Raw genomic sequence first — 17,363 nt, 5'->3', positions numbered from 1 at the left:
GCTGATTATGAAAACAATGACTGTTGGAGAATTCAAGACACATTTTTCCCAAGTCCTGAAAGACGTCGAAAAGGGAGAAAAGATTGGTATTACTTACGGAAGAAGTAAGGAAGTAAAGGCGCTGCTCGTACCGAATGATGTACAAAAAGAACCAAGAAAATTAGGGGTACTTCAAGGCAAAGGAGAATTCTTTATGAGTGATGATTTTAAAATTACAACTGATGAAGAATTCGGAATATGACCTACCTATTAGACACACACATTTTACTCTGGGCATTTTTTGAAACTGAAAAATTAACCGGGCGCGTTAAGGAAATATTGTCCAGTAGTGACAACAAGATACTGGTAAGCTCCATAAGCTTTTGGGAAATATCTATTAAAGTGAGTTCGGGCAAACTCCGGATAGGAGAGACAAGTCCATCCTTAATGCCCGACATTTGTGAAGGAGCGGGATTTAGCATCTTGAACCTGAGTGCGAGTGAAACAAGCAGTTTCCATCAGCTTACAGCAACCTACCACAAAGACCCGTTCGACAGAATGCTCATTTGGCAGGCGCTTTGCCATAAGTATACATTGATCAGCGATGATGAGAACATTCGTAAATATGCTTCGGAGGGATTGAAAGTCGTTTGGTGAGAGGGTACACTGGGCGTAAAGCAAGTTTAAACTAAACCTAAAACCGATGATAAAAAGATATTTCGTTTCCGCGTTTTTTGTCTGCACATTTTCTGGCGGTATTGTTAAAAAAAGCTACGCAGCAGAAGAAGAAAAAGGAAAGGCAGAAAGGAAGCTGAATGTTCTTTTTATCGCAGTTGATGATTTAAACACGGATTTAGGTTGCTATGGAAATAAATTTGTCAAAACGCCGAACATTGACCGCCTTGCCAAACGCGGGGTGAAATTTGACAAAGCTTACACTCAATTCCCACTTTGCAGCCCGAGTCGCTCTTCCCTCCTAACCGGCCAGCGACCTGATGTTACCAAGGTGTACGAACTGCAAACACACTTCCGCAAGAATCTTCCCAACGTGGTAACATTGCCGCAGCTATTTAAGAACAACGATTATTACAGCGCCCGAGTCGGGAAAATATATCATTACGGCGTTCCAGGGCAGATCGGGACGGACGGTCTGGACGACCCTATTTCCTGGGACCGAAAGATCAACCCAAAAGGGCGTGACAAAACCGAAGAATCATTAGTTAAAAATCTGACACCGGCCCAAAGCCTTGGCAGCGCACTCGCCTGGCATGCTAGCGAAGGAGCGGATGAAGAGCAGACAGATGGAATGGTTGCGAGCGAGGCTATAAAATTATTGAAGGAAAAGAAGGCTGGGCCGTTTTTCCTGGCGGTTGGTTTTTATCGTCCGCACTCGCCTTATGTAGCGCCAAAAAAATATTTTGACCAATATCCGCTGGCATCAATCCCACTTCCAAAGGAAATTCAAAATGACCTAGACGACGTTCCGGAAGCAGCAATTTCTACCAAACCGGCACATTTAGGCCTTTCAGTAGCGCAAAGAAAAGAGGCATTGCGCGCCTATTATGCATCTATTTCATTCATGGATGCGCAAGTAGGAAGGGTGCTGGACGAACTGGACCGGTTGAAACTAACAAACAAAACGATCATCGTTTTGTGGAGCGATCACGGTTATAATGTAGGCCAGCACGGCCAGTGGATGAAACAGAGCCTTTTCGAAAATGCTGCGCACGTTCCATTAATCTTCTCAGTGCCGGGCGGAACTGCTGGAAAGGCATCGGGCAGGACCGTGGAATTGTTAGACATTTATCCAACATTAGCTGAGCTCTGCGGACTAACGCCTACCCAAAAACTCGGCGGCAAAAGTCTGGCATCATTACTCAAGAATCCGGATGGCATTTGGGATAAAGCTGCTTACACCCAAGTTCGCCGGGATAAAATTATCGGCCGCAGCGTAAGAACGGAGCGCTTCCGTTACACGGAATGGGATGGAGGCAAAGCAGGCGTAGAATTATACGACCACCAGAAAGACCCCAACGAATTCACGAACCTTGCCAAAGAAAGCACCTACATTATCACCGTCAATGAACTAGCCATGCTCCTCCAAAAAGGCTATCCGGAAACCAAATAAACGGCAGCTAACCTGCGCACCACGCATTTTCTCAAAAATTTTTCACTCTTCTTGCATCTTTAAAATCTTTATTACATCTTTGTCTATCGAATTAGTAGATTTATAAAGAAGGAAGGGAGAGGTTAGGCTCTATGATCTTCTGGCAACCTATGACTTTTTAAGGTGCCCCAACCTAATTCTAATGATAAATCTGAGAATCCAACCACCGGAGTAACAGAGTACAATCGAGTTAAGGAAAGCCAGAGGCTTGTCCGTGCATGGTCGTTACGCTTTCGTATTTGGCGGAATTGTTACGATTATCCAGGCAAGGTGCGGCATTTGGAATCAATAAACTGATAACATTTAACACTTAGATCAACATGGAAATTTATTGTGATAACGCCGCCACAACTGCGCTGGATCCGGAAGTGATTGAAGCGATCCTTCCATTTTTTACCGCCAGCTTCGGCAACCCGTCGTCCACCCACTGGGCAGGACGGAAGGTGAAAGCTGCGATCGAAGATTCGCGGAAGCTGGTTGCGAATGTTTTAAATGCTTCTGCGGAAGAAATATATTTTACGTCCGGTGCCACTGAGGCCATCAACCTTGCCATTTCCGGTGCGATTGCGAAATATGACATTAGCCATGTCGTGACGAGCAAAATTGAACATAAGGCTGTTTTACAAACCATTCTCCAACACGAAAAATCGGGTGATATTGAAACGAGTTTTGTGCAGTTGGACGAGCGCGGCAATGTTGATCTTTACCATCTTGAAAACCTTTTAAGAGCCAATCCACAGACATTGATCTGTCTGATGCACGGCAATAATGAAATTGGAAATCTGACAGATATCCACGCGATCAGTAAACTTGCTCAACGTTATTATTCCATTTTTTTCACGGACACCACCCAGACAATCGGGAAGCAATGGATCGATCTGACCCAGACGCCTATCGATTTTCTGGTGGGTTCCGCCCACAAATTCCACGGACCTAAAGGTGCCGGATTTATCTATATCAATAAAAAACACCGCATTCATGCCCAAATTTTTGGCGGAGGCCAGGAAAAAGGACAGCGCGGAGGAACAGAGAATGTGACCGGCATTGTAGGGCTGGCCAAAGCGCTCGAAGTGGCTTACCGCGACCTGGACAGCAACCATTCCGTAGTCAGCAAGTTGAAGCAATATATGGTCTCCAAACTGGCGATCAGTGGTGTGTACGGCATTTGTTATAATGGCGAAAGTCACTCTGTTGAAAACAGCCTGGCAAACATCCTGAACGTTTCATTTCCATGTTTGGCTGCGGGAAGTTTGGTTAAAAGTCTTGATAATCTGGGCATTGCAGTTTCCGGCGGCAGCGCTTGTTCCAGTCAGGGCAGCTCGCATGTGATCAGCGCGCTTCCTTGTCAGAAGGATAAAGAAAATGTCCGTTTTTCGTTTAGCAAGTTCAACACATTCGATGAGATTGATCACATTGTGCAGGCCGTTGTGAACATTTATAATGCCGATCCTGCATCACGCGGCCAGTCACATTTCCGTCTGGAATTAATGCATTGAGCCGTTGGTTCTTCAATTATTAGCCACGATAAAAAGTACTAAAATGAGCAAAATTTTCTTTCTCAAAATCATTTACAGAAGTGCTGTAAGTCTCCATAAGATCACATCCATCGTTGAATCGTTTAATGGTGCAAGGATCAAACACCTTAACTTTATCAGCAAGGGAAGAGTTTTCGTAGGCGTCATTGCCTTCGAAGCTTCACAACTTGTTGATTTTGAACGGATCTTAAATTTGATCAAAAGAAACAGGGACATTTCAGAGGTGGAGCAGATCACAGAAGCTTCCTTGTGTTAACTGCTCACATTCCTCCAAGAGATCAATAAGCGGATACGACTTGTTTTGGCTTCCGATATTTGTGCAGGTTGATCAGCAACACGCTGCCGAGAATAATGACCAGCCCCACTATTTGCAGGACAGAAATAGATTCGTTTGCAAAAAATATCCCCAAAAGGACAGCTACGACGGGATTAACATAGGCGTAAGTGCTAACCTTGGTTGCCGGCTGGACTTTTAGCAGCCAGACATATGCTCCAAAACCGGCAATCGACCCAAAAACAATCAGGTATAATGTCGATAGCCAGGCTTCCATCGGAATGGCTGCAAGATTCAAGGTCGCCAGTTCGCCCGAGATAATGCTGCCTGGAAGGAAAGCAAATCCGGCTGCCAGCATTTGCCAGGTCGAATTAACACTTGCCGAGTCGGTGCCTGATTTGTATTTGGAAAACAAAGAACCGCCAGCCCAGGCCATCGAGCCAAAAACGACGAGCGCCATCGCGAACAGATCACGCGAACTGTTCATGGACGACATGGAAATCATTATTTTTTCACTGAACAACAGCACTACCCCTGCAAACCCGATCAACAGACCTACAATCGTCGATTTGTTGCTAAGATTTTCAGACCATTTCGGTTTATCCAGGACGATAAACCATAGTGGAGATGAGGAGATCATGATGGCGACCATTGCGCTGGGAAGAAACTGCTCAACCCATATGACAATGCCATTGCCGATGAAAAGCAACAAAAGTCCGGTAATGATCGCGGGCTTGATCGCTTTGAGAGAAAATACATTTTCGCCTTGTGCAACACTCCAAGCCAGCATAATAAGCCCAGCAATAATGAAGCGGAAAGCGCCCAGGAAAAACGGCGGAAAACCTTCCAGCGCGCGCTGAATGAAGAAGTAAGTCGATCCCCATACGATGTAAACGGTGGCAAAAGCCAATACCACCATGAGGGTGGAAGGTGCTTTACTTTGTGCTTGCATGATCTTTTATTTTTCCGGTATGACTAATTGTTATTCTTCTTTAACCGTTTCCGGCACAATGGTGTTCCTGGTAGAAAGTATATTGTATCTGTGACAGCCTCAAATGTTCAAAAATTTTTTTCTTAAATTAGGCCATGGGCATAGATGGAAATACAATTAAACTTCTGCGCATTCCTTTTTCTTTTTTCCTGATGCCGTTGTTTCTGTTTGCTTACAGTCAGGCAGATACGGTTGTGCATCATCATGCACTCTTCGCTTTTTTGATCATTCATCTGCTGATTTACCCGGCTAGTAATGGTTACAACAGTTATGTGGATAGGGACGAAGGGAGCGTTGGCGGGCTCGAAAAGCCTCCTATGCCTACGGTCGCACTTTTTTACCTCACCATGTTTCTGGATTTTACCGCGATCGTTTTAGCGCTCCTTTTCGTAAATACATTGTTCGCTTTTTGCCTGGTACTTTACATTGCGGCGTCGCGGGCATATAGTTCACGGCAGATCAGGCTGAAAAAATATCCGGTTGTCGGGTTTCTGACTGTTGTAATTTTCCAGGGTGCGTTTACCTACTATATGTCCATTGCGGGCGTTTCAGAAAGTGCGCTGATGTTGAGTAGAGAGCATATTTATGTGCTATTGGCCTGTTCTTTTCAAATTGCCGGCGTTTATCCGCTTACGCAGGTTTATCAGCACCAGCAGGACCTGAAAGATGGCGTCGTAACATTAAGCTATAAGCTGGGTTACAGGGGCACATTTCTGTTTACGGCGGCGATGTTTCTGCTGTGCAATGTATTTTATTATTTGTACTTTACATCGAAAGGCCTTGGAATGGTTTTTTATATTATTCAGGTGTTCTTCCTGCCGATCGTCCTTTATTTCGGCTATTGGTTTTACCTGGTTTTGAAGGATAGGAGTGAGGCGAATTTCAGGAATACCATGCGGATGAACTGGATAGCAGCCATCTGCATGAACAGTTGTTTCATTATTTTAATTGTAATTAACAGAATCCCTTTGAGTTATATATCTGCTATTGAGACAGCCGTTCCCGAACATTGTTACTCGCAGGAAACGTTGACTTCATTTTACATGAATTCGACAGAAGACATTACCAATAAGAGAAAGATCAAGGTAGTAGCGGGGAAAACTGGCATAGCAAACCGGTATTCTGTGATTGCCGATTTTGATAAAGCGCCGGAAGATTATCAGTTTTTTAACAAAACAGCCACATTACTGCCGGAACCGACATTGACCAAGCGTATGCAGCTTTATCAGCAGCATGCCACAAAACTTTCCATAAGTGCTGTCGAGAAAATGAAGGGGTTTACTGAGATCAAACGCAAATTAACTCACTTGATAACAGTGACTTGCACAGGCCTGTTTGCGCCCGGCCTTGAAGTGGAGCTGATGCGGGACCTGGATCTGAATCCTGCCATACAGCGCAGCAGCGTAAATTTTATGGGATGCAATGCCGCTATTATTGCGCTCAAAAACGCAGATGCCATTTGCAGAAGCCAGCCGGGTGCCAAAGTGCTGATCGTCTGCACCGAGCTTTGCACAATACATTTTCAGAAGCGATATAATGATGATTACCTGCTGTCCAACCTGATCTTCGGAGACGGTGCGGCAGCGGTTTTGGTTACTGCCGAGGCGGGATCGGATTATGCGCATCACGTTGAGATCGATGCATTCAATTCCTTGATACTGCATAATGGGTATGCCGATATGGCCTGGCAGTTGTCGGAAACAGGCTTTATTATGAACTTGACTTCTTACGTGCCTGACCTGATCCGGAAAAACATAAAGCCGATGATGGAAAAGATCGGGCTTGCGCCGGATGCATTTAAACATTGGGCTGTTCATCCGGGTGGAAAGCGCATTGTGGATGATTTTGTCGCTGCTTTGGAGCTGGACAAGGGCTGTCTGGCAGCCACTTACGATGTGCTCAGAAATTTCGGAAATATGTCATCTCCTACGGTCTTATTTGTATTGAAGCAAGTCCTTGAAAAGGCTAAGCCGGAAAATATAGGCAACAGAATTTTTGCGGCGGCATTCGGGCCAGGAGTAAGCATTGAAACGATGCAGCTGCGTTATGTTTAAACACCGCAGCCAGGATAAGGAGCTGCTTGATCAGGAGGATATCCCATCGGCCGACTTGTTCCAGAATTTAAGGGAACTTGACTTCATTAATCATTGGCTGGGTGGATACAACATTTCCTTTAACGCGCTAAAAAAGGTCATTAAGCCGGGAAAATCTCATATTCTCGTTGATATCGGATGCGGCGGCGGCGACACATTAAAGCGCATTGACAATTGGAACAAAAATGAGGGCTATGCGCTGGATTTATATGGCGTTGACATTAAGCCCGTTTGCATTGCCTATGCAGAGGAAAATCTGAAAACAGCGCCGGTCAAATTGATTTGTGACGATTACCGGCATATTTTCAGCCATTTAAAACAGGTCGACATTATCCATGCTTGTCTCTTTTGCCATCATCTAACAGAAGAACAACTCATTGATCTTGTGCGGTTTGCATTGGCTAGCAAGGCGGTTTTGGTTATTAATGATCTGGAAAGAAATCCTCTGGCTTACTACTCCATTAAATGGCTTACGCAACTGTTTTCTAAATCTTATTTGGTCAAAAACGATGCACCGCTGTCGGTTTTGCGGGGGTTTAAGAGGGCAGAATGGTTGGCAATCCTGAACAAAGCCGGAGCCGTCAAATATTCTGTTCGAAACAAATGGGCATTCCGACATGAAGTGATTGTTTATGGAAACGCAAGCTAAAACCTACGATTGCGGCATTATTGGCGGCGGATTAGCCGGCCTTTGCCTGGCTATCCAGCTTGCGGACAGGGGTGTTTCGGTGGTTTTGTTTGAAAAAAATCAATATCCTTTTCATAAGGTTTGCGGGGAGTACATTTCCATGGAGAGCTGGGATTTTATCAAAAGCCTGGGGTTGAATCTGGATGAACTCAATTTACCCATCATTAACAAGCTCGGAATCAGTTCAGAAAAGGGATTTATGCTTGAACATACCTTGCAAATGGGAGGGTTCGGAATCAGCAGATTTAGCCTTGACCACGCACTTGCAAGCATTGCTGCCGCAAAAGGCGTCGCTGTTCTTGAACATTGTAAGGTAAATGGACTGGAAAGGATTGGTAATGAAGGTTTTGTAGTTAAATCTTCCAATGGGAATTTCAATATTGGCGTGCTGTGCGGCAGTTATGGAAAATATACCCCGCAGTTCCTGGCGCGCAACGCAACGGATGCCGGGCAGGAGATTAACAATTATATCGGTGTGAAATACCACATTAAAACCGATCTGGCACCTGACCGCATTGAACTGCACAATTTTAAAGACGGCTATTGCGGGGTTTCAAAAGTGGATCAGGACTTGCATTGCCTGTGCTATCTGACCACCTCCCGAAACTTGCAGGAAAATGGCAAGGACATTCAGGAAATGGAGGCCAACGTTTTGCACAAAAATTCTTTTCTCAAAGCATATTTTACCCAGGCTGAATTTGTTAACAAACATCCGTTAGTGATCAGCAACATTCATTTTTCCAGGAAACAGACACAAACAGACGGCGTCTTCCTCCTTGGTGACGCGGCGGGTTCTATCACGCCGCTCTGCGGCAACGGCATGAGCATGGGTATGCGCGCTTCCAAAATCCTGGCCACTGAACTGATCCTGTATTTTGAGAAAAAGCAAAGTATTGACAGCGTCTCGGCTAACTACAAAAAAGCATGGGACCACGCATTTGGACGCAGAATTACAGCCGGTTATTATTTGCAGGGATTGTTCGGGAAAAGGACTACAACCGATCTGGCCCTGAGAGCTTTAAACAATTTCCCGGGCGTTTTGAACAAGCTTGTGTCCTTAACCCACGGAGACCGTTTCTAAGTTTTTCTTCTCTGGAACGGGGTATTTGGAAAGCAGATATTCGAATAGGAACGTGTTCAGAAGCAACATTAACATGCCATAAAAGATGTCCTCAAAAGGGATCGTAAATATCCGGATACCCATATTTTCCGCATTATTATACCAAACAACCGGCTCGTCCAGTCCTGATCCTGTTAGAATCCCGTTTACGATGAAGAAAGGGATCAGCAGGAACATGTGCGAGAAATAGAACAGGCTCAGCCAGCGCGGTTTGACAATAAATTTCAGAAATAATAGAAACGCCACCAGCCCAACTGCGGTCCAGGATGTATAGTAACGATCGTAAAAAGTTACGCCCATGGCCAATGTGAAACACAGGAAGATGGCCGTAATTAAATTCTCGTTTTTAAGCTTATAATCAGTTCCGAAATAGATCCGGAAGCAATAATAAGTGAAAAGGCATGCGTAAGGAATGCAGATGAAAAACAGGATTTCTTCAATAGGAAGCCCAAACAGGTAAGTGCCTACGAGATATTTCGGTGTAAATCCCCACACGGCGATTGTTGTAAAATAGCTGTCCCATATCACGAAAGGAATCAATGAAAGAATAATCGCCGGCCAAAGCAAATGCCATCTTTTATACAGCTGAATTTTAGGATGAAAAGAAAACAGCAACGGAACAGCAATGGCACCAAGATCGACGAGCAGATATAGGAAATTCATTTGGACGCCGTGTTTTTCGCTTCCCGGAAATATTTTAGCGGCACCCAGAGCATCCCAAAACATTCGCCCTGATGCTTTCCAAGGTGCTTATGGTGCATTTTGTGCGCACGACGGATGGCTTTCAGATAAACCGAATCCGTGTTACGGAACATTTTAAAGCGCTGGTGAATGAAGATGTCGTGCACCAGAAAATAGGTGAAACCGTAAATCGTAATGCCCAGTCCGATCCAGAAAAAATGATTAAATCCTTGATTTACACCAAATAAAAGGCAGAGTATGCCTGGCGTGGCGAAGATGGCAAAGAAGTAATCATTTTTCTCAAAAAAATCGCCGTCATCACGCTGGTGATGATCGTGGTGCAAAAACCATAAGGCGCCGTGCATCAAGTATTTATGAGCAATCCACGCCACACATTCCATGCCAATAAAAGCGGCCAGTACGATCAATGTATTTACTATCCAGGGACTCATTGTAAATTCAAGCTGTCAGCTTCCGGCAGTGGCCGTCGGCTATTGTTTTGGTTTTATTTTGTCGGCTACTTCGGCGAAACAAATCTTGAACCACTCGGTGTAAGCCTCCGGGTTCTGGTTTATATCTGCCTTAATATCAGCCATTTGCATGTATTTAAAATCATTCGCCTCACTCACATTGATGTTCGGCTCGTCGTCTGAAATGCCCCAGAAGACGTGGTCGAGTTCGTTTTCTGTCAGCCCGTTTTCGAGTTTAACGCGATATTGGAATGTGAAAAGAAACTGCAAATCGGCTGAAATGCCCATCTCTTCCGAAAGCCTCCTCACCGCTCCATGATGCGCGGATTCGGCAGGAAGCGGGTGGCTGCAACACGTATTGGACCAAAGCCCTTCCGAATGATATTTCCCGAAAGCCCTTTGCTGCAAAAGCATTTCACCATTTGAATTAAAAATAAAAACTGAGAATGCACGATGCAGAACGCCCTTTTGATGCGCCTCTAACTTTGGCATCAAGCCAATTTCCATATCGTCTTCATTCACCAGCACAACTTGATCAGTCATAAAATCGGGTTTTAGGTTCATGGCCAACAGTCCAATGTTCAGCTCCTTTTTTTAACTAACAAAAAAACGTCATAAAAGGTCGAACTGATGCCTTACCAACGAACGAAACATGAGTCCTACCTTATCATGGTCCGGAATCCTGATTCGTGCGTTCATTACTTTTTCAGGCGGTGTTTCCTTAATCCGCAGGAAAAGTTTTTTGTAATAATAATAAGCCAGATAAACGCCACGCCGTGCACCGCTCGGGAGCCGCTTAATGCCGATCAGCGCCTGCTCAAATTCCTCTTCAATCTCCTGCTGGATCTTTTCTTTTTCTTTGCTCGAAAAATGATCAAAATTCACGCCTGGGAAATAAGTGCGGCCAAGATCCACGTAATCCGCTTTCAGGTCGCGCAGGAAATTTACTTTCTGGAACGCGGATCCCAGTTTCATAGCGAACGGTTTGAGTTCATCGAACTGCTGCTGATTCCCTTCTGTAAAAACCCTAAGGCACATTAAACCAACCACTTCCGCAGAACCCAGAATGTATTCATTATAGGAATCCGAAGTATATTCCTTCTTCATCAGATCCATTTCCATGCTCTTCAAAAACGTGTCAATCAGCTCCCATTCAATGTTATACTTTTTTACAACATGCTGGAAACTGTTCAGGATCGGATTGATACTGATCCCGTCGCGGAGCGCTTCCACCGTATCCTGACGGATTTTGTTCATCATGAACTCCTTGTTGTAGTCATGAAAACTATCCACAATTTCATCTGCAAGCCTCACAAAGCCGTAAATGCCGTAAATGGGTGCCCGCAAAGCCGGTTTTAAGAAATAAATGCCCAGCGAAAACGACGTACTATATAGTTGTGTGGTTGTTTTGCTGCATGTCGCGGAAAGGTTGTCGTATAAGCTTTTCATGACTTACTTGTTTAGGTATTTTTGAAGTTCAGTAGCCGCAATGCGACCCGAGATGATCGAAGGAGGAACGCCAGGCCCGGGAACAGTCAGCTGACCAGCATAAAAAAGGTTTTTAACCTTGCTGCTTCTAAGTTTAGGTTTGAATATGGCCGTCTGCATCAGCGTGTTGGCAAGTCCGTAGGCATTTCCTTTATAGGCATTGTAATCACTGATGAAATCCGACACAGAATAACTCTTCTTGTAAACCACATTTGATCTGATGTCCTCGCCCGCAAATTTTTCGAGCCTATCCATAAGTACGTCAAAATACTTTTCCCGGATCGAATCAGGATCATCCAGATCGATGGCAATGGGCATCAGTACGAATAAATTCTCACTTCCCTCCGGCGCAACGGACGGGTCCGTTTTCGACGGGCAGCAGACGTAAAATAACGGTCGCTCAGGCCATTTTTTGTCTTTGTAAATTTCAACGGCGTGCTGGTCAAAGTGCTCGTCGAAAAACAGGTTGTGATGCCGGAGCTTATCAATTTTCTTATTTACACCTAAATAAAATAGCAGGCAGGATGGGGCAAACGTCCTGTTTTCCCAATATGCCTCATCATATGTGCGATGATTTTTACCCAATAAATCCTGTTCAATGTGATGATAATCAGCACTTCCGATTACTGCATCCGTCCTTATGCTCTTTTTGTTGGTATGTAAATGACTGATGACGTCGGAAGTCACTTCAAGCTTTTCAATGTTCTGGCAGGTTAAAAAATTAACGCCAGCATTCTCGGCAATTTGCCTGAACGAATCCGCCACTTTTCCAAAACCACCCATCGGATAGAATGTGCCTTGTTTAAGGCCTGCAAAGTTCATCAGGCTGTAAAGGGCAGGTGTGTCCTTCGGCATTGCACCCAGGAATAGCACTGGAAATTCGATCAGTGCAAGCAGCCTCGGATCTTTGAAATAACGCCTAACATGCTTACTGAACGACGTAAATAGTTGGAGTTTGAGCGCGTCTTTGAATAATTTCAGGCTGAAAAACTCGGTAACCGAATGTCCCGGCTTGTAAACCATGTCATTCATGCCCACTGTATATTTGAATTCTCCTTCTGCAATGAATTTCCTGAGCTGGTCGGCGCTGCCCGTTTCAATGCTTTCGAAAAGCTCACAAACCGCATCGAAGTTGGCTGGAATGTCCATTACCTCGTTTTCGAAGATGACGGCAAAGCCCGGATCCAGTTTCTTTAATTCGTAGAAATCAGAAGTGGATTTGCCAAACAGCGAGAAGAAGCTGTCGTAAACATCCGGCATCCAGTACCAGCTCGGCCCCATGTCAAAGACGAAACCGTCCTGAGAAAACGTGCGTGCGCGGCCTCCTATGCTGCAATTTTTTTCAAAAACTGTGACCTCATTCCCGCTTTCGGCCAGCATTGCGGCCGCCGCCATGCCCGCGAAACCCGAGCCGATGACTGCAATTTCGTGTGATTTATCAGATTTGGGTAGGCGTCCGTTGTGCATTGGGAGAGATAAGAATATCAGTCAGATTTTCAATTGTTTCTATCAAGATAACTCCTTTTTTAGAGGCAATTTTCTTTAATTTTTCACTGCCTCCGGAGACGCAGACATTTATTTGCGGAAACTCAGTTGTGAGATTCCCCAGGAGTGTTTCTATCTGATCATCAAATTGATTGCGAACAAAAAAAGAATATGCGTGCGTTGGCTTGCAGCCTGAAATAACCGGTGAAAGATCTCTGAAAGGAACCCGAGCGCCCAGATAAACCACTTCCTTTCCCATCTGCCTGATCATGTAATAGGCAAAAAGCAGGCCTATCTCATGATCTTCTTCTTCATTTAAAAACAGGATCCATTTCTGGTCCGCATGCTCGGCCATGGGCAACGCGTCTATGGCCGCAAAAAGTTTTTGTCTGATAAGGTTGGATAAAAAGTGTTCCTGCGAAGGAAGCAGATCGTCCTTTACCCACATTAAGCCCGTCCGGACGAGCAGCGGATACAGGATCTTTATATAGGTCTTTTTCAGACCAAACCTTTTTACAGCATTTGAAAAGATCTCGTCAAAAAGCGGAACATTAAAAGTTGTGATGCCGATGAGTGCCTGGTTAATGATCGCTTCCACATGCACATCGCCCTGAAAAGAATCGTGAATGACCTTCTCAATCTCACTCGCCATTTCAGATTTTGAAAGCTTGCCGATCTTCGAAATTTTCATTCCCCTGTCCAGCAACGTGCAGACATTCAGCAGCTTCTTAACCTGGTCATCATTATAGGACCGGATATTGGTATCCGTCCTGTCGGGTTCGAGCAAGCCATAACGCTGCTCCCACATGCGAATGGTGTGCGCTTTCATGTTGCTGATCCGTTCGAGGTCTTTGATAGAATATGACGACATTTTGTTTAACGTTTTTCAAAAATAGTTAAACAAAATTATTTTAGCCATATTTTGTAGGAAAATAAAAAAATGCTGCTACTTTTGATATTATTAATATCATATGATTGATTTACAAGATATCATTCACGTTATGAGAAATCAGGAGATTTATTGGCCGGTGAACATCAGATTCCTTCGTTCACGCCTGAAACTGAGTCAGGAAGCATTGGCTGAGCGTTTGGGGATTACAAGGGTGAAATTGAATGCGCATGAAAGTGGCCGTACCGCCAATCCAACTATTGACGATCTGATCCATTTTTCTGAGTTTTTCAGAATGAGCATTGATAGTTTGCTTAAAATCGACCTAAGCAAGCTCTCGGAACAAAAAGTGAAAGACCTGGAAGAAGGCAGCGAACTCTTTATGAAAGGCGATAACATTCGTGTGCTTGCCATAACCGTGGACCGCGAGGAGAAGGAAAACATTGAGTACGTTCCCGTGCAGGCCAAAGCAGGTTACCGCTCGGGTTACAGCGACCCTGAATTTCTGGCCACCTTACCAAGGTTCAGCTTGCCTACGCTTCCCAAAAATGGCACATTCAGGATGTTCCCAACCATTGGTGATTCCATGTTACCGGTTCCGGAAGGAAGTGATATCATTACAAAATATGTTCAGGACTGGACCACGATCCGGCCGGAGACACCTTGTATTGTTATCTTAAAAGGTGACCAGGATTTTGTTTTCAAACAGGTTACCATTAATAAGGATGGCACCATGTTGCTGCAATCGTTTAACAAGCAATATTTCGCTTACACCGTCCCACTTTCAGAAGTGATCGAGCTTTGGGAATATTACAGCTTCCACAGCAAGCAGCTTCCTGAGCCGCAAACAGACATGCAACAGCTGATGAAAATGTTGCAGGAAATGCAGAATGAGATCAAAGAAATAAAGGGACGCCCTGCATCCAAATAATTGGGTAACGAACATACGCAAGCACAAAGTGGTGTAAGTATGTAAATGCCATTATGGGAATCGTTATAATGTTAGACAACGATTAAAGCGGATCGATTTGATTTGAATGTAGAAGTAGTGTAAATCAAAGTCCGCTATTGCATGTATTCAAGTTGGTTTTTGTAGAAATAATGCGTGTTTTGGGAGAATAAATAAATAGCAGCAGGGTTCAATTTAGTTGTTGAGTCGATTGCGGTGATATGGGGAAAGTACAATTTATGATTTTTGGAAACCCCTGAATTTTCAGAAATCACCCCAAGCATTCACCGGGTTGTCACAAAAAGAATTACAAACTTTTTGCCGTCGGCTACTTTCGTTGAGTAATTAAAAGTAACTCAACAATGTCTGCCAAACTTTTACTCGTAACCCTCCTCGCATCTGTCATATTTAATTTGAATGATGCCCGGGCGCAAAGCCCAACCGCAGCCGCTAAGCGATTTAATATCTTCGTAAAAGGTGATGCAACTTTTATCTCCAATGAAACGGAAGGTCCTGTTGCCATAGGCGGTAATCTGACTACTAATCAATATCAGATCAGCTTTAATAAAAATCATGGCGTATTCTTTGTGGGTGGTGCGTCAATCGGGCTGGCTGTGCGGGGCGGGGTGAAGCTCAATAGCGGAAGCCTTACCATCAATGGCGACAATTATCTGAAAATCGGGCAGTGTGCACCGGCAGATGCCAATGTCGCAACGCCTTTGCGTGTCTGGTATAAGGATAATAACAATGCGGAGTCGACCATCCGGATTACGGGAAGCACAGCCAATTACAGCGATACGCCAAACATTACGATCAATGCCAATGTAAATACCTGGTCTCCGAAAGTAAGCGATAGTGAGAATCCGATTTGCCAGAACGTGTTCGGGACAGGCAGCGATCAGATCGATATAGATGGAGCTTTCACCACTTTCATGAAGCGCTCGAACCAGCTGAGAGACATGAAAGACAACCTGGCGATCCGCGATCAGAATGGGAATATCATTACGGGAATGGAAACAGGACCTTACCTGGACCCTTCGAAAATCGGGAATAACCCAAAGATCATCGTTGACCCGAACAAGATCAATGTCCTGACCGTTTCAGCAGCAGTTTGGGATAGAATCGGAAACACAAACATCGAACATATCCCACAAGGCCCGCAACTGGGAGATGGAAGCTATACAGGTCCATTTGCATTGATTATCAACATTGTAGACTTCCCAACATTTGCGGCGTCGAAGGGTAACAATCCAATCATTAACTTCCCAAGCGTGGGCGGGTTGTCCGATCCGCAAGGAAGCTACGTGATCTACAACTTCCCGGATGCGACCGACAAATTGATGTTAGGCGGCAACACGCCGATCCACGGGACCATTTTCGCTCCCTGTGCCAATTTGATCAAAGAAAACAATGGAAATATCAACGGACAGATCATTGCCAAAAGCTTTGTACACACCCGCGATGAAGTTCATTTCTGGCCATTTTTGCCTTCCATTCCTGAGCCGGTCGAAAAAGCGATCGAAGTGACCGTTGTATCAAAGTGCATTAACAATGCGCCATGGTTGGAATATACAATAACACCAAATTACCCTGCAAGCGGAGAGACTGCGAAAATAGAATGGATCAATTCTGACGCAAGCATTATCCAGGAAAACAGTGAGTTACCATTGAAAGGCAGTATTTTATTCCCGGGCGCAGCGGTGGACGAGAACGGAGCGGGAATGGCTTGGCCGGGTTGGGAAAAGGATGGCGAAAAGTGGGTAGAAGTTACCGATCGCTATTCATTGATCCTCAACGAAGGCGCAAAAGTAAGGATAACTGTTACTCCCTGGAAGATCGTAGAAGTTTCATACCCGACGTCTACCCCTGACGGAAAGTGCTTCACAACACCTCCACCAACAGGCGCATTGCCTGTAACATTGGCAAGCTTTACAGCAAAAAATGAAAATTGCGACGTGCAGTTAAAATGGGCAGTTACCGAAGCGAAAAACTTCTCACACTTTGTAGTGGAGCGCTCGACGGATGCTAAAAACTTTACCTCACTCAACCGCATTAATTACAGCGCAACGCAGGATACATATACATACAGCGACGCCCCTTACAGCAGAGAATCGGCTCCTTCGAAATTTTATTATTATCGCCTGCAACAAGTAGATAATGATGAAACGTTTGAATATAGTGCGATCCGCAGCGTCGAGGCCGGAACATGCGATGCAAGGCTTGCAGTAGGTTTTTACCCGAATCCAACGCAGGACGAAGTGACGGTGAAAAGTTACTCACCAGTGAAGAAATTCGAAATTCTGACATTAAATGGAAAACGCGTTTACCAAGCCACGCCCACCCAAAACCAGACAGAGCTCAAAGTAAATGTTCAGTCTTACGCAACGGGTTTGTACATTGTAAACATTGTGAATCAAGAAGGCGCATATTCTTCCAAGATCCTGAAAAAATAAGTAAGAGTTTATATAGCGTTATGTGATCAGGAAAAGGCTGTCTCGTTTTGAGACAGCCTTTTTTTTGTGCCCGGGCCACGCGCTTGGCTTTTTTGTTCTTA

General features: G+C 44.7%; 17 protein-coding genes and 1 riboswitch. Of the genes, 10 read left to right on the top strand and 7 right to left on the bottom strand.

Annotated elements, in window-relative coordinates; genetic code table 11:
• The first annotated feature begins 7 nt into the window (after positions 1-7).
• From G395_RS0111690 to G395_RS0111670, 5 genes are all read left to right on the top strand, one after another.
• Positions 8-241: a type II toxin-antitoxin system Phd/YefM family antitoxin gene (locus G395_RS0111690; RefSeq protein WP_026630209.1), complete on the top strand. Its 234-nt coding sequence runs from the start codon at positions 8-10 to the stop codon at positions 239-241.
• Positions 238-636 carry a type II toxin-antitoxin system VapC family toxin gene (locus G395_RS0111685; protein WP_026630208.1) on the top strand — a complete coding sequence of 133 codons (399 nt, stop codon included), beginning with the start codon at positions 238-240 and terminating at the stop codon, positions 634-636. The genes G395_RS0111690 and G395_RS0111685 overlap by 4 nt, the downstream gene beginning before the upstream one ends.
• 46 nt (positions 637-682) lie before the next feature.
• The gene (locus G395_RS29235) at positions 683-2,107 is read left to right on the top strand and encodes a sulfatase (protein ID WP_084439575.1); all 1,425 of its coding nucleotides are present in this window, start codon (positions 683-685) and stop codon (positions 2,105-2,107) included.
• A gap of 97 nt (positions 2,108-2,204) precedes the next feature.
• A riboswitch (SAM riboswitch) is annotated at positions 2,205-2,298 on the top strand.
• 168 nt (positions 2,299-2,466) lie between these two features.
• Complete coding sequence (locus tag G395_RS29230) at positions 2,467-3,642, top strand: cysteine desulfurase family protein (protein WP_051350129.1); 1,176 nt, start codon at positions 2,467-2,469, stop codon at positions 3,640-3,642.
• Positions 3,643-3,685: 43 nt separating this feature from the next.
• Positions 3,686-3,937 carry a hypothetical protein gene (locus tag G395_RS0111670; protein WP_026630207.1) on the top strand — a complete coding sequence of 84 codons (252 nt, stop codon included), beginning with the start codon at positions 3,686-3,688 and terminating at the stop codon, positions 3,935-3,937.
• Positions 3,938-3,959: 22 nt separating this feature from the next.
• Here the strand turns inward: G395_RS0111670 and G395_RS0111665 are convergent, their stop codons facing one another.
• Complete coding sequence (locus G395_RS0111665) at positions 3,960-4,907, bottom strand: EamA family transporter (protein ID WP_035361130.1); 948 nt, start codon at positions 4,905-4,907, stop codon at positions 3,960-3,962.
• A gap of 134 nt (positions 4,908-5,041) precedes the next feature.
• Between G395_RS0111665 and G395_RS0111660 the strand changes: the two genes are divergently transcribed.
• Genes G395_RS0111660 through G395_RS0111650 form a run of 3 tightly spaced genes read left to right on the top strand, consistent with a single transcriptional unit; the run spans position 5,042 to position 8,808 of the window.
• Positions 5,042-7,000, top strand: a complete 1,959-nt coding sequence (locus tag G395_RS0111660) for a UbiA family prenyltransferase (protein WP_026630205.1) — start codon at positions 5,042-5,044, stop codon at positions 6,998-7,000.
• A complete protein-coding gene (locus G395_RS0111655; protein WP_026630204.1) occupies positions 6,993-7,688 on the top strand; it encodes a methyltransferase domain-containing protein in 696 nt (231 codons plus the stop codon). Before G395_RS0111660 ends, G395_RS0111655 begins: the two co-directional genes overlap by 8 nt.
• Positions 7,672-8,808 carry an NAD(P)/FAD-dependent oxidoreductase gene (locus G395_RS0111650; protein WP_026630203.1) on the top strand — a complete coding sequence of 379 codons (1,137 nt, stop codon included), beginning with the start codon at positions 7,672-7,674 and terminating at the stop codon, positions 8,806-8,808. The genes G395_RS0111655 and G395_RS0111650 overlap by 17 nt, the downstream gene beginning before the upstream one ends.
• On the opposite strand, the gene G395_RS29225 is transcribed toward G395_RS0111650, so the two are convergent.
• The 6 genes from G395_RS29225 to G395_RS0111620 all read right to left on the bottom strand — a co-directional run bounded on the left by G395_RS29225 (position 8,785) and on the right by G395_RS0111620 (position 13,842).
• On the bottom strand, positions 8,785-9,510 hold the full coding sequence (locus tag G395_RS29225) for a lycopene cyclase domain-containing protein (protein WP_035361127.1): 726 nt from the start codon (positions 9,508-9,510) through the stop codon (positions 8,785-8,787). The two genes, G395_RS0111650 and G395_RS29225, sit on opposite strands and share 24 nt — an antisense overlap.
• Positions 9,507-9,980 (bottom strand): sterol desaturase family protein, encoded by a 474-nt coding sequence (locus tag G395_RS0111640; RefSeq protein WP_026630202.1) that lies wholly within the window; start codon positions 9,978-9,980, stop codon positions 9,507-9,509. The genes G395_RS29225 and G395_RS0111640 overlap by 4 nt, the downstream gene beginning before the upstream one ends.
• 39 nt (positions 9,981-10,019) lie before the next feature.
• Positions 10,020-10,541, bottom strand: a complete 522-nt coding sequence (gene idi, locus G395_RS0111635) for an isopentenyl-diphosphate Delta-isomerase (protein ID WP_026630201.1) — start codon at positions 10,539-10,541, stop codon at positions 10,020-10,022.
• Between the two features lie 69 nt (positions 10,542-10,610).
• Positions 10,611-11,447, bottom strand: a complete 837-nt coding sequence (locus tag G395_RS0111630; protein ID WP_026630200.1) for a phytoene/squalene synthase family protein — start codon at positions 11,445-11,447, stop codon at positions 10,611-10,613.
• A gap of 3 nt (positions 11,448-11,450) precedes the next feature.
• Positions 11,451-12,953, bottom strand: coding sequence for a bifunctional phytoene desaturase/3,4-desaturase (gene crtID, locus G395_RS0111625; RefSeq protein WP_026630199.1), 1,503 nt, complete (start codon positions 12,951-12,953; stop codon positions 11,451-11,453).
• A complete protein-coding gene (locus tag G395_RS0111620) occupies positions 12,925-13,842 on the bottom strand; it encodes a MerR family transcriptional regulator (protein ID WP_026630198.1) in 918 nt (305 codons plus the stop codon). Before G395_RS0111620 ends, crtID begins: the two co-directional genes overlap by 29 nt.
• 100 nt (positions 13,843-13,942) lie before the next feature.
• Here G395_RS0111620 and G395_RS0111615 point away from each other — a divergent pair, with 100 nt between their 5' ends.
• Both G395_RS0111615 and G395_RS0111605 read left to right on the top strand, forming a co-directional pair.
• Positions 13,943-14,791, top strand: coding sequence for an XRE family transcriptional regulator (locus tag G395_RS0111615; RefSeq protein ID WP_229204143.1), 849 nt, complete (start codon positions 13,943-13,945; stop codon positions 14,789-14,791).
• Between the two features lie 380 nt (positions 14,792-15,171).
• Positions 15,172-17,262, top strand: coding sequence for a choice-of-anchor A family protein (locus G395_RS0111605; RefSeq protein ID WP_026630196.1), 2,091 nt, complete (start codon positions 15,172-15,174; stop codon positions 17,260-17,262).
• Positions 17,263-17,363 lie beyond the last annotated feature (101 nt).

Source organism: Dyadobacter alkalitolerans DSM 23607 (assembly GCF_000428845.1).
GTDB lineage: Bacteria > Bacteroidota > Bacteroidia > Cytophagales > Spirosomataceae > Dyadobacter > Dyadobacter alkalitolerans.
Note: the sequence above shows the minus strand (reverse complement) of the source record. Positions and strands in the feature narration are given on the sequence as shown.

Bases quoted from the DNA above. Each gene is read 5' to 3' on its own strand.
- G395_RS0111685 (WP_026630208.1), top strand. From the start codon at position 238: ATGACCTACCTATTAGACACACACATTTTACTCTGGGCATTTTTTGAA.
- G395_RS0111605 (WP_026630196.1), top strand. From the start codon at position 15,172: ATGTCTGCCAAACTTTTACTCGTAACCCTCCTCGCATCTGTCATATTT.
- crtID (WP_026630199.1), bottom strand. From the start codon at position 12,953: ATGCACAACGGACGCCTACCCAAATCTGATAAATCACACGAAATTGCA.
- G395_RS0111660 (WP_026630205.1), top strand. From the start codon at position 5,042: ATGGGCATAGATGGAAATACAATTAAACTTCTGCGCATTCCTTTTTCT.
- idi (WP_026630201.1), bottom strand. From the start codon at position 10,541: ATGACTGATCAAGTTGTGCTGGTGAATGAAGACGATATGGAAATTGGC.
- G395_RS0111630 (WP_026630200.1), bottom strand. From the start codon at position 11,447: ATGAAAAGCTTATACGACAACCTTTCCGCGACATGCAGCAAAACAACC.
- G395_RS0111615 (WP_229204143.1), top strand. From the start codon at position 13,943: ATGATTGATTTACAAGATATCATTCACGTTATGAGAAATCAGGAGATT.
- G395_RS29230 (WP_051350129.1), top strand. From the start codon at position 2,467: ATGGAAATTTATTGTGATAACGCCGCCACAACTGCGCTGGATCCGGAA.
- G395_RS0111670 (WP_026630207.1), top strand. From the start codon at position 3,686: ATGAGCAAAATTTTCTTTCTCAAAATCATTTACAGAAGTGCTGTAAGT.
- G395_RS0111655 (WP_026630204.1), top strand. From the start codon at position 6,993: ATGTTTAAACACCGCAGCCAGGATAAGGAGCTGCTTGATCAGGAGGAT.
- G395_RS0111650 (WP_026630203.1), top strand. From the start codon at position 7,672: ATGGAAACGCAAGCTAAAACCTACGATTGCGGCATTATTGGCGGCGGA.
- G395_RS0111690 (WP_026630209.1), top strand. From the start codon at position 8: ATGAAAACAATGACTGTTGGAGAATTCAAGACACATTTTTCCCAAGTC.
- G395_RS0111640 (WP_026630202.1), bottom strand. From the start codon at position 9,980: ATGAGTCCCTGGATAGTAAATACATTGATCGTACTGGCCGCTTTTATT.
- G395_RS29225 (WP_035361127.1), bottom strand. From the start codon at position 9,510: ATGAATTTCCTATATCTGCTCGTCGATCTTGGTGCCATTGCTGTTCCG.
- G395_RS0111620 (WP_026630198.1), bottom strand. From the start codon at position 13,842: ATGTCGTCATATTCTATCAAAGACCTCGAACGGATCAGCAACATGAAA.
- G395_RS29235 (WP_084439575.1), top strand. From the start codon at position 683: ATGATAAAAAGATATTTCGTTTCCGCGTTTTTTGTCTGCACATTTTCT.
- G395_RS0111665 (WP_035361130.1), bottom strand. From the start codon at position 4,907: ATGCAAGCACAAAGTAAAGCACCTTCCACCCTCATGGTGGTATTGGCT.